General features: G+C 33.5%; 12 protein-coding genes and 1 tRNA gene. 9 read left to right on the top strand and 4 right to left on the bottom strand.

What is annotated here, in order from left to right; all coding sequences use genetic code 11:
* Positions 1 to 67: 67 nt before the first annotated feature.
* Together SB679_RS15785 and SB679_RS15790 are read left to right on the top strand one after the other, a co-directional pair.
* Positions 68 to 1444 carry a DUF1800 family protein gene (locus SB679_RS15785; RefSeq protein ID WP_410703242.1) on the top strand — a complete coding sequence of 459 codons (1377 nt, stop codon included), beginning with the start codon at positions 68 to 70 and terminating at the stop codon, positions 1442 to 1444.
* 24 nt (positions 1445 to 1468) lie between these two features.
* A complete protein-coding gene (locus tag SB679_RS15790; protein ID WP_410703243.1) occupies positions 1469 to 2653 on the top strand; it encodes a DUF1501 domain-containing protein in 1185 nt (394 codons plus the stop codon).
* Positions 2654 to 2741: 88 nt separating this feature from the next.
* Here the strand turns inward: SB679_RS15790 and SB679_RS15795 are convergent, their stop codons facing one another.
* From SB679_RS15795 to SB679_RS15810, 4 genes are all read right to left on the bottom strand, one after another.
* On the bottom strand, positions 2742 to 2876 hold the full coding sequence (locus SB679_RS15795; protein WP_410703244.1) for a hypothetical protein: 135 nt from the start codon (positions 2874 to 2876) through the stop codon (positions 2742 to 2744).
* A 93-nt stretch (positions 2877 to 2969) separates the two neighbouring features.
* Positions 2970 to 3989: a helix-turn-helix transcriptional regulator gene (locus tag SB679_RS15800; protein WP_410703245.1), complete on the bottom strand. Its 1020-nt coding sequence runs from the start codon at positions 3987 to 3989 to the stop codon at positions 2970 to 2972.
* 9 nt (positions 3990 to 3998) lie between these two features.
* Complete coding sequence (locus SB679_RS15805) at positions 3999 to 4304, bottom strand: hypothetical protein (protein ID WP_410703246.1); 306 nt, start codon at positions 4302 to 4304, stop codon at positions 3999 to 4001.
* Position 4305: 1 nt separating this feature from the next.
* Entirely contained in the window at positions 4306 to 4638 is a 333-nt protein-coding gene (locus SB679_RS15810) for a HopJ type III effector protein (protein ID WP_410703247.1), read from the bottom strand.
* Between the two features lie 85 nt (positions 4639 to 4723).
* On the opposite strand from SB679_RS15810, the gene SB679_RS15815 reads away from it, so the two are divergent.
* The 7 genes from SB679_RS15815 to SB679_RS15845 all read left to right on the top strand — a co-directional run bounded on the left by SB679_RS15815 (position 4724) and on the right by SB679_RS15845 (position 14950).
* Positions 4724 to 6118, top strand: coding sequence for an RtcB family protein (locus tag SB679_RS15815; protein ID WP_410703248.1), 1395 nt, complete (start codon positions 4724 to 4726; stop codon positions 6116 to 6118).
* A gap of 224 nt (positions 6119 to 6342) precedes the next feature.
* Positions 6343 to 6450, top strand: a tRNA-OTHER gene (locus SB679_RS15820).
* 249 nt (positions 6451 to 6699) lie between these two features.
* Positions 6700 to 8451: a hypothetical protein gene (locus SB679_RS15825; RefSeq protein WP_410703249.1), complete on the top strand. Its 1752-nt coding sequence runs from the start codon at positions 6700 to 6702 to the stop codon at positions 8449 to 8451.
* A 485-nt stretch (positions 8452 to 8936) separates the two neighbouring features.
* Complete coding sequence (locus tag SB679_RS15830; protein WP_410703250.1) at positions 8937 to 9689, top strand: DNA polymerase beta superfamily protein; 753 nt, start codon at positions 8937 to 8939, stop codon at positions 9687 to 9689.
* Between the two features lie 100 nt (positions 9690 to 9789).
* Positions 9790 to 12012, top strand: a complete 2223-nt coding sequence (locus SB679_RS15835) for an ATP-dependent nuclease (protein ID WP_410703251.1) — start codon at positions 9790 to 9792, stop codon at positions 12010 to 12012.
* Positions 11994 to 13892, top strand: coding sequence for a UvrD-helicase domain-containing protein (locus tag SB679_RS15840; protein WP_410703252.1), 1899 nt, complete (start codon positions 11994 to 11996; stop codon positions 13890 to 13892). The genes SB679_RS15835 and SB679_RS15840 overlap by 19 nt, the downstream gene beginning before the upstream one ends.
* Positions 13889 to 14950, top strand: coding sequence for a DNA polymerase beta superfamily protein (locus SB679_RS15845; protein ID WP_410703253.1), 1062 nt, complete (start codon positions 13889 to 13891; stop codon positions 14948 to 14950). Before SB679_RS15840 ends, SB679_RS15845 begins: the two co-directional genes overlap by 4 nt.
* The last annotated feature ends 21 nt before the right edge of the window (positions 14951 to 14971 follow it).

Consider the following 14971-nt stretch of genomic DNA (forward strand, 5'->3'; position numbering starts at 1 on the left):
GGATTCTTAACCGTTATCTTTTTAACCTTCTCTGCTTAAAAGCATCCAAAAATTAAATTCTTTCATCATGGCTGATTCACTTTTACATAACAAACATCTTCTTTGGCGCGCCGGTTTTGGGGCAGGAATCAATGAAATGGAAGACCTGAAAAATAAAAACACAAATACCTTATTGAATGAATTATTTAAAGAAGAACCTTTTGTGCAAATCAACTATGATACTCCTGATGTAGAAATCGTGGATTATATGAACGACAAAACTCCTGCAGAAAAGAAAAAAGAGATTCAGAAGATCAACAGAGAGCAGAATAACGAGCTTAATCTTAATTTTCTTGACAGGATCGTGAACAGCAAAGAACAGATGCGGGAAAAGATTGCTTTTTTCTGGCACGGTCATTTTGCATCAAGGGTGATCAATCCAAGATTCAGCAAACAGATTTTAAATACGATCAGAAAAAATGCACTGGGAAATTTCAAAGATTTGCTTTTTGAAGTAAGCCAGGCTCCTGCTATGCTGAATTTCCTTAACAATCAACAGAATAAAAAAGACCACCCCAATGAAAATTTTGCACGGGAAGTCATGGAATTATTTACGATGGGAAGAGGAAACTACACCGAAAAAGACATTCGCGAAGGAGCCCGGGCCTTTACAGGATGGGGATATGATAAGGAAGGGAATTTTAAGGAACGAAAAAACCTGCATGATGAAGGAGCGAAAACCTTTCTCGGAAAAACCGGAAATTTCACAGGAACAGATGTTTTAAATATCATCCTCGAACAAAAGGCAACGGCAAGATTTATCACCACTAAAATCTATAAGTTTTTTGTGAATGAAAATATTGATCAGAACATCATCAATACGTTAAGTGAGAGCTTTTATCACTCCAATTATGATATAAAAAAACTGATGACTGATATATTTTCAAGCACCTGGTTTTATGACAAAAAAAATATCGGAAACCGGATAAAATCGCCTATTGAATTAATGGCAGGAATGATGAGAACCTTACCCATGAATATTCAAAATCCTGAAAACCTCATCGTATATCAGAAATTACTGGGACAGATGCTCCTCTACCCGCCTAATGTTTCCGGTTGGCCGAACGGGAAGTCATGGATTGACAGTTCGACCCTGATGGTCCGGCTTCAGATTCCGCAGATATGGTCCGGATTGAGGCCCTTGGAATACAGTCCGCGTCAGGATGATGACATCGATATGGGAAACAAATCCCGTGAAACCGCCGTTAACAAAAGCTTTAAAAATCCGAACATCACCATCGACTGGGCGCGGGTTGAAAAAATATTTGCAGGTAAAAACTGTGCAGACTATCTCATCCAGAATACAAAGACACTGGATCTGGATACCGTGAAAAATTTCTCGGATAACAGCGTGAAAATGAACATCATTAATCTCATGTCAACGCCTGAATATCAACTGATGTAATGGTTTTATTTAAAAATTTACAGTATGTTAATTAAAAGAAGAGAATTCCTAAAAATAAGTTCATTGGCAGCGACTTCGCTGATGATGCCCAGTTTCCTGAAATCAATGACTTTGGACAATGCACTGGAACCTGGACATAAGATTCTGGTGGTCCTTCAGTTTACAGGTGGAAATGACGGGCTAAATACGATCATCCCGACGAAAAATGATATCTATTTCAGAGAGAGAAATAATATTGCAGTAAAAGATTCTTTAGTTTTAAATGATGAAGCGGGAATTAATCCTGCACTCTCCTATTTCAAAGAGCTTTTTGACAGTGGAGAACTTTCCGTACTAAATAATGTCGGCTATCCTAACCCAGACAAATCTCATTTCAGAAGTATGGATATCTGGCAATCTGCAAGTAAAAGCGATGAATATCTGGAAACCGGATGGCTTGGAAGATTCCTGGATGAGGAATGTTACCGATGCGAACACCCGACTCAGGCTCTTGAAGTAGATGACATGCTGAGTTTGGCATCAAAAGGACAGAACAATAAAGCTTTTGCCTTCAAAGATCCTAAAAGACTGTATCAAACCAGTCAGGAGAAATATTTCAAGTCGCTTTACGACCATCATCACGATGATGAAACGGTTTCTTACCTATACCAAACGCTGGGCTCTACCATTAATAATGCAGGGTATATTTTTGATAAAAGCAAAGCAAAACAGACAGATCAGACTTACCCGAATTCACAGCTGGGAAAAGATTTCAAAACAGTATCTTCTTTGATAAAATCTGATATCAACACTCAGGTGTATTATCTTTCCATCGGAAGTTTTGACACCCACGTGAATCAAAATGACAGACAGCAAAAGCTTTTCAGCGACATTAATGAAGCTGTGAAATCTTTTGTGGCAGATATGAAAAGTAACGGGTTATTCGACAATATCCTTCTGATGACCTTTTCAGAATTTGGACGCAGGGTAGCTCAAAATGCCAGCAATGGAACCGATCATGGAACGGCCAATCAGATGTTTTTTATCAGTGGCAGATTAAAGAAAAAAGGCATTTTAAATAGTCTTCCCGATCTTCAGAATTTAAACGAAGGAGATCTGATTTACACCGAAGATTTCAGAAAAGTATATGCTACCATCCTTAAAAATTGGCTTAAAGCAGATTCTTCCAAAGTACTAGGCTGGAAAAACGGGGTGTATGATTTTATATAAATGAATCGAAGGACTTAACGGAATATGATAAAAAGAGAGGCAGTCTTTCGACCGCCTCTTCATCATCTTACATTAAACTACTTTGTTTTTAAGCAGTAATTTGCTTTTTATTGTCTTGCTTTTCAGACTTTTCAGATAATTTTTCAGCGACCTTTTTCACAACATAATCGATTACTAAAGGGGCTAAAATGGCTACTAATGTTTTTAATATACGTGACTTCATAGTGTAATTTTTTTATAAATAAGCTAATACAATTTCCAAGCCATAAAAATATAATAGCCCGACACAACCCTATGCAAAGGGCTTTCCAGCGTATTATGATTCTTCAGAAACGGATAAGTTTTTGTAATTATTGCTTCCTGTATTAAATTTTTCTTCCATTTTCAGCCTTAGCTTTCTTGGTTTATGAACGATGAGAGAGTCTCCGAATCCCAGCAGCAATCTTTCCAGCTCGTAGTTGATCTGTACACAGATTTTAAACAGTGTTCCTTCTTCTGTTTCACTGATGATTTCCTGGCTTTTATGCAGTGGTTTCGTTTTTACATATGGCGCATTCGAGGAGTCAACGAAGAAAATAACTTTTTTGGGCATCATAGTTGGCGAAACGGTAACACCTACGATATCTTTGAAATACTCATCTCCATCAAGATTTTGATCAATATACTGGATATTGTCTATAGTTTCAATACTTTCCATCCTGTCTAAAGCCAGGTTATATATTTTCCCTTTATGAAGGCAGATGAGAAACCATCGATTATTAAACTCTTTCAACAGCTGAGGATGGACGATATAATGATCCGATTCTCTTGCTTTAAAACTTTTATAAAGAATCTTCAATACTTTTTTGTTCAGAACTCCTTCATACAGAACATCGATATGCTCCAACCCTTTCAACTGCTCATTTTTATCCAGATGAATAATTGATTTCTGGTTGGTCGCATGAATAGAATCTTCCAGTTTCTGAATCACTCCATTCATCTCTTTAAACATCGAAAAATCTTTGAACTGCTTAAGGATTTGAATGGCATTATTCATGGCTTTCAAATCACTTTCATTCACCGAAATATTATGTATACTGTACTCCGGATCACTGTAACGGTAATATTTTCTTTCGTACACCTCAATAGGAGCCTCATACCCGAATTTTTCACTGCGCATATTCTGCAGATCCAATTGTACAGTCCGTTTGCTGACAAATGATTCTTTCCCTTCAAACTCAAACAAAGCTTCAGAACATTCATCAATTAAATCTTCTAAAGTATATTGCTTATATTTATTTTTAAGGCATTTATCTAAAGTTTTGTAGCGGATAAGAGCGTTTTTGTTGGATGACATTTGAATTTATTATTTATAATTTGTAAAGATTAAAGCACTAATTACACATAGAATATGAAGAATTAAAATCAAATATTTGTATTTGTTATTTTTTAATAGATCCAATACATATCCGTAAATCGGAAATTGGAATAATCCTAAAACGATAAATGGAACTGTAATTGATTTTTGAAAAATTGTTCCAATCATTCCAAACGGAAATAAAATAATTGTTGGAATATAAGTTCCGTGACCACCGCCCATCATAAGAAGTACAAATGAAATTAATATTGGCGTGACAAAACTAAAAATTATAGTCCATTGGAATTTCTTCATTTTATTTCCTTTTCAAAGCATCTCCTTCAAAAGAAATCCCGTCCCAACCGAACGTCATGAAATTTCTGATATTCTGATGATCGGTTCCTTCAGGGTTTTTCAATACATCCTCTCTGTAAAATTCTCCAAAAAGGTTCAATACTTCTTCTTTGGACAGATGATTCAGCTTCGCAAAACTGAATACTTTACACGAACCATTATTCTGATCTGCTTCATTGACTGTATTTCCGTTGGTGAATTTTGTTGGGGTAAAGTGGTAATTCTGATCGATATAAGCAATTACTTCTTTGAATTGAATCGTCCCGGGAGAAGTTTTTAATTGTTCTATTAGCATTTTAAAAATTTTTTCAAAAATAATTAAAATATTTTTATCTACGCAAAAACATTGCACACTTGTGTTATTACTTTGCATCAACAAAATGAGAGAACACATGGAATTTAATGGAAACCATATTATAGAATTGGGATATAGATCAGCGAAATGGTTTAAAGAAGCGATTGCGCATATCATCGAAAATAAATTAGACGAAACTCAAATCAAGGAATATCTGGAACAATTCAGACAACCGGATCCGATTCCACTGCATGAACATCCAAAAGATTTCATCATTAACATCAGAGCGGAACACGAAAGTGAAAATGATAACGTGGAAAAAGTAATCAATACCATGAAAGTTTTGATGAAAACTCCGACTTTGGTTGCAGGTGCAATCATGCCCGATGCCTGTCCGACAGGTCCGGTTGGTCAGATTCCTGTTGGTGGAGTTGTTGTGGCAAAAAATGCAATTCATCCGGGATTTCATAGCGCAGATATCTGTTGTTCGGTGATGCTTACGGATTTTGGAAAAGCCAATCCTAAAGAAGTGTTGGATGCAGCCCATTCTATCACGCATTTCGGATATGGAGGAAGACCAAGAGGAGAGCAAATGGAGATGTCTCAGGGATTGATGGATGCTTTCAGAGAAAATGATTTCCTGAATGATGAAAAATTAATCAGTATTTCACGTTCACATATGGGAACTCAAGGCGATGGAAACCACTTCCTATTTGTCGGAATTTCTAAAAACACAGGAAATACAATGCTGGTAACGCATCACGGATCGAGAGCTCCGGGAGCCGCTTTGTATGATAAAGGAATGAAGGTTGCCAATAGATTCAGACAGGAAATTTCTCCTGAAACATTGAGAGAAAATGCATGGATTCCGTATGAAACAGAGGAAGGAAAATCCTATTGGGAAGCCCTGCAATTAATAAGAACTTGGACAAAAGAAAATCATACATCTATTCACGATGCCGTTTTAAACAAAATGGAAATCGAAAAAGAAAACAGATATTGGAACGAACATAATTTCGTCTTCAAAGACGGAGATTTATTCTACCATGCAAAAGGAGCGACTCCGCTGGATGATAAATTTATGCCGGATATTACGGGACCAAGATTGATTCCATTGAATATGGCTGAGCCAGTTTTAATTGTTCAGGGAAAAACCAATGAAAGAAATCTAGGGTTTGCACCCCATGGAGCAGGAAGAAATTTCAGCAGAACACAACATAAAAGATCATTGGCCCATAAGACCATTGAAGAAGTTTTTGAAGAAGAAACCAAAGGATTGGATATCCGTTTCTTCTCGAATGAGATTGATATTTCTGAACTTCCGACTGCTTATAAAAGTGCCAAAAATGTAAGAGCTCAAATTGAAGAATATGGACTTTGTGAAGTTCTGGATGAAGTGATGCCTTACGGATGTATTATGGCCGGCGATGTTCAGAAGAATGCGCCGTGGAAGAGAAAGAAAAAATATAGAAAAGCATAGCTATTGGTAATCGCAAAAGGCACAATTTCTTCTAACAATTATACTTTTTAAGGCGCAAGGATTTTATCTTCGATACAATTTATGAGTTAAAAAATTTAAAATCTTTGCGCCTTTGCGTTTAACCAAAAAATACTAAGTAAAAATTTGAAAAACTAAAATTAATAACCGAGCCTTACAGGTATAAAAGTCTGTAAGGTTTATGAAAACTTTTAATAATAAAGGTAGGAGTAGTAGCTCAGATGGTAGAGCAACAAGAGTACTTTTCGCTGCTGGCACATAAAGTTCCTATGAATTCCAGTTGTGGGTCGCAGGTTCGAGTCCTGCCTGCTCCTCAAAAGAATGAAAATAATTATATTTACGATTAATTATTTTCATTGGTTCAAAAAATTAAGGCAAAGAAAGTTCCTATTTGATTTCCCATATTTTACTTTCCGCCTTTTTACAAATTACGAGGCAAAGGGAGTTCCTATAATTTTTGGAAAATTACTCCCCGCTTTTATAAAACTATAGGTAAAAGGAGTTCCTATACTATTCACTTTAAAGAAAATTACTCCTCACTTATTTTTTTAAAATTAAAAACAATGAAAACACTACAATTATTCAATGCTGTATTAGCCAGAAAATCTGATGAAAAGCCATTCATTTCAGATACTGGTTTTATCATTGAATCTGATGCACTTTGGGCAAAAAAAGAAATTATTTCTTATTATGCAAAGGAGAAACTGAATGGAAATGACCTCAACAAAACCTTTCATAAATCATGGCAGAAAATCAAAGAGAGTTCAAGAATTGAATTGTTAATGGAACAAATCAATCATTATATTTCAACGTATGGAAGTAATTTTCAGAATGAGATTTATATTCCTAATGAAGTGTTAAATGTTCCGGATTCGAAGTTAACTTTTAAAGTGATTAAAGCGTATACCCAAGAGGAAATGCAGGAAAAATGTCTTTCGCTTTTGAAATCAGGTATTGCTTTGAAGGAAGAAACCATAGATGATCTACTTTATATTTTGCACACTGAACTGGAATATGATTTTACTGGAAAAGAAAACATCAGAAATAAGGAAGCCATTATAAAAATTGCTGATTTATATGATATTTACCCTGAAAATCCGGTTGAATTTTTCCGGTATGTGATTTATAAAACGACTACCAAGACGCTTTTAATTAAAAATGATGAATTGATTGGCTTAATTAAAGAAAGCAGATTTGATCCGACGTATTTGTTTGAAAAGTTCGGATTGGAAAAAATGGCAGAGATTTTTAACCGATTTAAGCCTTTATTTTTAGCGTATAAAAAAAGAGCACCAAAAACGATTAATAAGATTTCAAAGTTGTCTAAGGTCTATCATCAACCGTTAATTTCAAATCCATTAAATAACGCCACCAATACATTACTGGAAAACAGTGATTTACACTGGCTGGAAAATGCCACTCCTTTTGCTTTGTTTAAAGCTTTGTCGGCTTGTTATTCAAGAATGTATGGTCAGGATACTTTTGTGTACAGAATCAGAAACGGAAAATCCTGGACTAAGAAAGGTACTTCTACTTCTGTGAATGAATTAAATTATGATTTCATCTTAACCTATTTACAGTCAAAATATAACCTTTCCGGAAAAAAATTCTATTTCCCTAACGATGTAGAATTCGGTTTACCTACTTCTGAGAAAATGTTTGTGGGAAATATTCCGACCGGAACAAGATTCTATGGGGAAAGACTGGCTATCGGAATTTATTGGGAAAATGCCTGGGGAGCTCATGACCTCGACCTTTCCGGATTGAATATCGCAGGAAAAATTGGGTGGAATGCAGCGTATAATCAGGATAACGGACAATTGATGTATTCCGGAGATATGACCTCTGCTCCTAAAGGTGCGGTAGAATATCTTTACGCCAATAAATATTTAAGTACTCCAACGCTTGTGATGAACAGTGTATTCTCCGGAGATGCCAATTGTGGGTATAAAATCGTCATCGGAAAAGGAGATGATATTTCCTATGATTATATGATGAATCCTAACAATCTCTTTGCTGAAGCTAAGTGTAACTCTGTTCAGAAGCAGACGATTTTGGGAATGCTGCTTCCAAAAGACGGAAAACAATGTTTTGTTATCTTGAATTTTGGAGCGGGAAATTCACATGTTTCGGGAACTTCTGAAGTTTCTACGATGGCAACCAATGCACTGTACCAGCAATGGTACGAACCGATTTCTTTTAATCATCTTGTGAAAGAATTGGGAGCAGAGATCACTTCAGAAAAAGAAGATACAGATTTTAATTTCTCATTGGAAACCTTGGAAAAAGATAGTTTTACCAGGATTTTCAAATAATATTTCAGCTGTCATTTTGAGTAAAAATCTCGGAATGGCAGTTTTCTTTTTTAAAGCAAAGATTTGTTTTAATATTCTATATTTTAAGGAGCAAAAGGGAATAGGATATTTTAAAAATTTTCACATAACAATTATTGATTTAAATCTTAAATAATTTCTTTTGTCTTGATACAAAAGAAAGAAAAAATCAAGACCTGGAAACTTCCACTAAAAATTAAAATTTAATCCTAAAATCCCCAAAACTTGCGCGAATTCAAGATTTGTTTTTCAACTCTAAATTACCTCGCGCTTCGAACAGTGGGAATTTTTTAACGGATTAAACTTTAATTTTCTTAACGCTCCATTTTCCTATGTCGAAATTCAGTACCATTAATCAGGTAAAATCTAAATATTAATATTCTACAACTCTTAAACTCTCCCACTCAAATACATTACGTAAAAAGATTGCGCAGATCTCCTCTTACTTTGCAGTATAAATTAAAGTAATGACACCTAAAATAATAGAAAAATTAAAAGAAATAGAGGCAAAAAGGAATATAGAAATACTTCTTGCCGTAGAATCCGGAAGCAGGGCCTGGGGTTTTGCCTCGCCCGACAGCGACTACGACATCCGCTTTATCTACCGGCATGAAAAAGACTGGTATCTTTCTCCCTGGGATAAGGATGAAACGATAGAATTTATGACCGAAGATGATCTGGATGGTTCCGGTTGGGACTTGCGGAAGACGTTTCACTTGCTGCTGAAGTCTAATGCTGCTTTATTGAGTTGGTTCTATTCGCCGATCGTGTATATGAAAAATGAGAAGTTTGTTGAATTGTTCAGCCCAATAGCTGATGCCTGCTTCTCTCCGATAGCGGTTTCTTACCACTATTTGAGCATGAGCAAAAAGTATCTGGAAGCCTGCAGAGCCGATGAAGTAAAACTGAAAAGTTATTTTTATTGCCTTCGAACGGCACTGACCGGAAAATGGATCATAGAAAAAGGAACAGTTCCTCCGGTTTTGTTCAGTGAATTGCTGGTTTTAGTTGACGATGCTACCAGAACCAAAATAGAACATCTTGTTGCTTTAAAAGCTACAAAAGGAGAATCATATTACCATGCGAATGATTGGGAACTTTTTGGTTTTTTAGAGAAAATGGTGAAAGATAATGAGGAAAGAGCTAAAAGCTTGGCTGGAGGGAAAGTGGATAAAGTTGAGATGGAGAGGGTTTTTAGGGAGATATTAGAGAGATGTTAGGGATTACGGGAAACCGTAGTCTTTTTTTGTGGATTGGGAATATATTTGTTGATTGGAAAACTGTATCAAAATATTAATATATTAGAAAAAAATAACTACCATGAAAATAGAGTCTATTTATATAAATAACTTTAGGCTACTCAAAAATTTCAAAATAGATTTGGAAAAGTCTCTTTCCTTAGTTCTAGGGAAGAACAACACTGGAAAAACCTCATTTTTAACTTGCTTAGATAAATTCATTAACAATTCAGATAAGAAAAAAATTGTTTCTGAAGATTTTAATCTTGATTACAAAAAGGAAATTGAAAAACTAACTTCTGAAACTATTGAACTTGATGAAGAAAATTTCAATAAAGATATTCACGGTATAAAATTAAGACTTGTGATTTCTTATGAGGAAGGAGAAAACACCTGTAATATTTCAGATTTAATGATGGATTTAGATCCTGATCACAATAAAATTATTTTAGGCTACGAGTATTATTTAAATTATGATCAATACAAAGAATTTCGCAAAGAGTATAAATCTTTTGTGCTTGCTGAAAGTAAAAAAGTGAAAGAATATGAAGAGAAAGAAAAAGATAAACCCGAAGAAGAAAGAAAAAAATATATTCCAAAAAACTTTGATTATTTTTTTAAAGTAAATGCAGAGAAATTCTTTAAATACAGATGGAAAAGTATTAACTATAATTATGAACATTCAGCAATTGATGAAAGTAATTTTAATGATTTAGAACAATCTAAAACTAAAAGTAACTTAAGTAATATTATTAATTTCAAATATATCAGTGCAAAAAGAAGCGTTACAAATAAAGAAAATGAAAAGACTTTATCTACGCAAACATCTGAAATATATGAGAGAAGTGAGAAAAATGATGAAGATGAAAAGAAAATTGAAGAATTTAAATCAGTAATTGAAGATACTGACGAAATTTTAGGAAATGTATACGAAGCCTTATTTAGCGATATTACCGAAAAAGTAAGTTTATTTGGAGGAGTAAGAAAAGATGAGTCTATAATAAAAGTAATTTCCACTTTACAACGAAAAGAACTATTAAAAGGAAATACAACTGTTATATATAAACACAGTAATGATTCTGAATTCCCCGAACATTATAATGGTTTGGGTTATATGAATCTTATAAGTATGATTTTTGAGATTGAAATTTTAGTAAGTGAATTCAAAAGAGGAAAAGATGAAACTCCAGCTGATATTAATTTACTTTTTATTGAAGAACCAGAAGCCCATACTCATCCACAAATGCAATATGTTTTTATCAAAAACATTACTGAACTTTTAAAGAACGGGATTGTTCTTGAGAAGGATGCAAGTGGGAAGATTATAAAAAGTCAACCTTTTCAGTATATTATTAGTACACATTCATCTCATATAGTTGCTAATTGTCAAGAATTTAATTCTATAAAATATTTAAAAAAAGAATCTATTAATGACATTAAAGCAAGAAACATAAAAGATTTAGAGAAAGAATATATTGATGCAGGGGAAGAAAAAAATTACCGTTTTTTAAAACAATATTTAACAATAAATAGAGCAGAATTATTTTTTGCTGATAAAGCTATTTTTATTGAAGGCGATACTGAAAGAATTCTATTACCTGCAATGATGAAAAAATTAGACTTAGAAGTCGATTTAGAAGACAATGAACTTCATTTATTATCACAAAACATTTCAATTATAGAAGTTGGAGCACATTCACATATTTTTGAAAGGTTTATTGATTTCATAGGTATAAAATCACTAATTCTAACCGATTTAGATTGCTATTATACAGAGCCTATTCTAGATGAGGAGGGAGTACCACAAATGTATCAAAATGGAAATCCCAAAGTAAAAGAAAAGAAATGTCCTGCAAGTGACGTCAATGTAAAATTCACAAAAAATTGGGCTTTAATATTTTTTCATAAAGAGAAAAAAGAAATAAATTATTTTAAAGAACTAAAACTTGATTGGAAAATAATTAGAAGAAATAGAAAAGGAAAATGGAACTCTAATAGAAAAGGTAAAATTCTTTTAATGTTTCAAATAGAAGAAAATGGTTATCACGCAAGAAGTTTTGAAGATGGTTTTTTTCATATTAATTGTGATTTTATTTGTGATGAAAATAATAGCTTTCAATCATTAACAGATAAATGGATTGAAGATTTCAAAGCAAATAAAAATGCTTTTAATCTTTCCGAAAATGGAATAGACAGTAAATCTTCTTTGGCGATAGAAATATTATTGAATAGTGATGAAACATATTCTAACTGGCAAATTCCAGTTTACATTAAAGAGGGATTATTATGGTTAAGGAAAGACTAGACATACAAGATCAGCCAGAAGTATTATCAATTTTTGAACACATTGATAATGGGCACAATTTTCTATTAAGTGGTGGTGCAGGAAGTGGTAAAACATATTCTTTAGTTTCTGTAATCAGGCAAGTCATTAAAGAAAACCCTAACATTAAAATTGCCTGTATGACATATACAAATTCTGCGGTAAAAGAAATTGAGGATCGTGTAAACCATAAAAATCTTAAAGTATCTACAATTCACGATTTTCTCTGGGATAACATTAAAAACTTTCAATCAGAATTAAAGTCAACTTTAATACATTTAGCAAAGGAAGATAGTATTACTAGGATTGTTATAAATAATCCCGAAGAAGTTTTATCGGGAGATATTAAAATTCAATACAAAGAATATATCAGATTGAGAGAAGGAATCATCTCTCACGATGAAGTGTTAACTATTTCTGAACATATGTTTGCAAAGTATCCTAAGTTATGTGATATTTTAAAGGATAAGTTCAAATTCATATTCATTGATGAGTATCAGGATACTAATGAACAAGTAATTAGAATATTTTTAGATCATCTACGAGTATCTAAAAAAGAACCTATAATAGGTTTATTTGGAGACGCAATGCAATCTATTTACGATGATGGAATTGGTAACTTAAATTCTTATTTGGAAGAAGATTACGTAAAAGAAGTTGTTAAAAATCAAAACAGAAGAAATCCAAAAAAGATTTACGAGCTTGCCAACAAACTCCGTACGGATAGTGTCAAGCAAGAACATTCTTCTGATTTAAGTGCTCCTAACATTTTACCAGATGGAAATGTAAAAGATGGTAATATCTTATTTTTATATTCCGTAGAAAAGGATACTGAAAAAATAAAAGATTATTTAAAAAAACTTGATCAAGGTTGGGACTTTGATAATTCTAAAACAACTAAAGAATTAAACCTAACTCATAACTTAATATCTGCACAAGCTGGATTTTCAACATTAATGGAAATTTATGGAAGAGACAGGATAATTGAATATAAAAACAAAATACTAAAAGAACTAAAGGAAAAAACAGATATTATAATAGAAGATAGTGACACTTTTGGAAATGTGATAGAAAAGATGCAGACAAGCAAGACACCTGTTATTACACAATTCATAGACTCTAATCCATTATTATATGAAAAAGCAAAAAAATATCCTTTTGAAATTTTTAAGAAAATTTATATTGATACCGATATTCTAACTGATGATAAAAAACAAAACGAGGATGAAGAAAACACTAAAGGTTCAAAAAGAGATAATTTAGTAAAGCATTTGTTCAAAATTCAAAATATCTTAAGATTTTATGTGGATAAAAATTTCCCTGAGTTTTTTAGAGTTATGAAGAGAAATGGAATCTGTATCACTACAATTGAAGACAAACGAAAATTTAAAAGTAACATTGAAAATTTATTAACTAATCAAAACACTACAATTGGTGAAGTAATAAATAAAGCCGATGAGTTGGAAATTGTAAAAAAAGATGATAAAATAAATGAATTTATCAATTCGTCCGAATATATTTATGATAGAATAAAAGAAGTATCCTATCAAGAGTTCATTAAATTATATAATTATTTGGAGGGTTTAACTCCTTTCTCTACACAGCATAAAACCAAAGGAAATGAATTTGACAATGTCTTAGTAATTTTAGATAATGGAAATTGGGTTAAATATAATTTCAATTATTTATTTACCAATAGAACAGATAAAGCGAGTGTTTTAGAAAGAACTCAAAAATTATTCTACGTTTGTTGTACTCGTTCAAAAGAAAACTTAGCTGTATTCTTTCAAAACCCTTCATCACAAGTTATTGAAACTGCAAAAAGATGGTTTGAAAAAATTATAGATCTAGACAACTTATGACCATACAAACCCTAAAAGAGAAAAACCTCATCCTCTTCGAAGCCATCTCCGGAAGTCGCTCTTTTGGGCTGGCAACGGAAAATTCGGATACTGATATTCGCGGAGTATATTATTTACCGAAAGAAGATTTTTTCGGACTAAACTATATTCCGCAGATTTCCAATGAGACGAATGATATTACGTATTATGAGATCGGGAGATTTGTAGAATTATTGCAGAAAAATAACCCGAATATTCTGGAAGTTCTGGCAAGTCCGGAAGATTGTATTCTTCAGAAACATCCTCTGATGGATCTTTTGAAAGCTGAAGATTTTCTCTCTAAACTATGTAAAGATACGTTTGCAGGCTACGCTGTTTCACAGATTAAAAAAGCGAAAGGACTCAACAAAAAGATTCTTAATCCTGTAGAAAAGGAAAGAAAATCGATTCTTGATTTCTGTTATATTCTTCATCATCAGGGCTCTGTTCCGCTCAGAAAGTGGCTTTCAGAAACCGGAAAGGTTCAGGAGCATTGCGGATTGGCTAGCATTGATAATACGAAAGGAATGTATACCCTTTTCTACGATGAATCCGGGATTTTACGTTATAAAGGAATTATGCAGGATGCAGAAGCCAACCAGGTTTCCGTTTCATCTATTCCTAAAGGTGAAGATTCCCTAGCGTATCTGTTTTGTAATCTGGATGCCTACTCTAAGTACTGTAAAGACTACAGAGAGTACTGGAAATGGTTTTCCGAACGCAACGAAGACCGTTACAATGTCAATCAGAAACACGGGCAAAACTATGACAGCAAAAACATGATGCATACCATCAGATTGCTGCAGTCGTGTGAACATATCTTCAAGACGGGATCGATGCAGATCCGGGTAGACAACCGTGAAGAATTACTGGATATCAAAGCAGGAAATAACCCGTATGAATCAGTAATGCAGAAAGCAGAAGATCTACTGGAATCTATTGAACGGTATTATGCAGCTTCCCCACTTCCCGCAAATCCTGATCTCGAAAAAACAACCAAGATTTTAGTTGAGATAAGAGAAAGACTTTATTTAAAATGAATTGATGGGCAATCAATATAC

It is taken from the genome of Chryseobacterium sp. SIMBA_029 (assembly GCF_046535275.1).
Lineage (GTDB): Bacteria > Bacteroidota > Bacteroidia > Flavobacteriales > Weeksellaceae > Chryseobacterium.

Bases quoted from the DNA above. Each gene is read 5' to 3' on its own strand.
- SB679_RS15785 (WP_410703242.1), top strand. From the start codon at position 68: ATGGCTGATTCACTTTTACATAACAAACATCTTCTTTGGCGCGCCGGT.
- SB679_RS15790 (WP_410703243.1), top strand. From the start codon at position 1,469: ATGTTAATTAAAAGAAGAGAATTCCTAAAAATAAGTTCATTGGCAGCG.
- SB679_RS15795 (WP_410703244.1), bottom strand. From the start codon at position 2,876: ATGAAGTCACGTATATTAAAAACATTAGTAGCCATTTTAGCCCCTTTA.
- SB679_RS15800 (WP_410703245.1), bottom strand. From the start codon at position 3,989: ATGTCATCCAACAAAAACGCTCTTATCCGCTACAAAACTTTAGATAAA.
- SB679_RS15805 (WP_410703246.1), bottom strand. From the start codon at position 4,304: ATGAAGAAATTCCAATGGACTATAATTTTTAGTTTTGTCACGCCAATA.
- SB679_RS15810 (WP_410703247.1), bottom strand. From the start codon at position 4,638: ATGCTAATAGAACAATTAAAAACTTCTCCCGGGACGATTCAATTCAAA.
- SB679_RS15815 (WP_410703248.1), top strand. From the start codon at position 4,724: ATGAGAGAACACATGGAATTTAATGGAAACCATATTATAGAATTGGGA.
- SB679_RS15825 (WP_410703249.1), top strand. From the start codon at position 6,700: ATGAAAACACTACAATTATTCAATGCTGTATTAGCCAGAAAATCTGAT.
- SB679_RS15830 (WP_410703250.1), top strand. From the start codon at position 8,937: ATGACACCTAAAATAATAGAAAAATTAAAAGAAATAGAGGCAAAAAGG.
- SB679_RS15835 (WP_410703251.1), top strand. From the start codon at position 9,790: ATGAAAATAGAGTCTATTTATATAAATAACTTTAGGCTACTCAAAAAT.
- SB679_RS15840 (WP_410703252.1), top strand. From the start codon at position 11,994: ATGGTTAAGGAAAGACTAGACATACAAGATCAGCCAGAAGTATTATCA.
- SB679_RS15845 (WP_410703253.1), top strand. From the start codon at position 13,889: ATGACCATACAAACCCTAAAAGAGAAAAACCTCATCCTCTTCGAAGCC.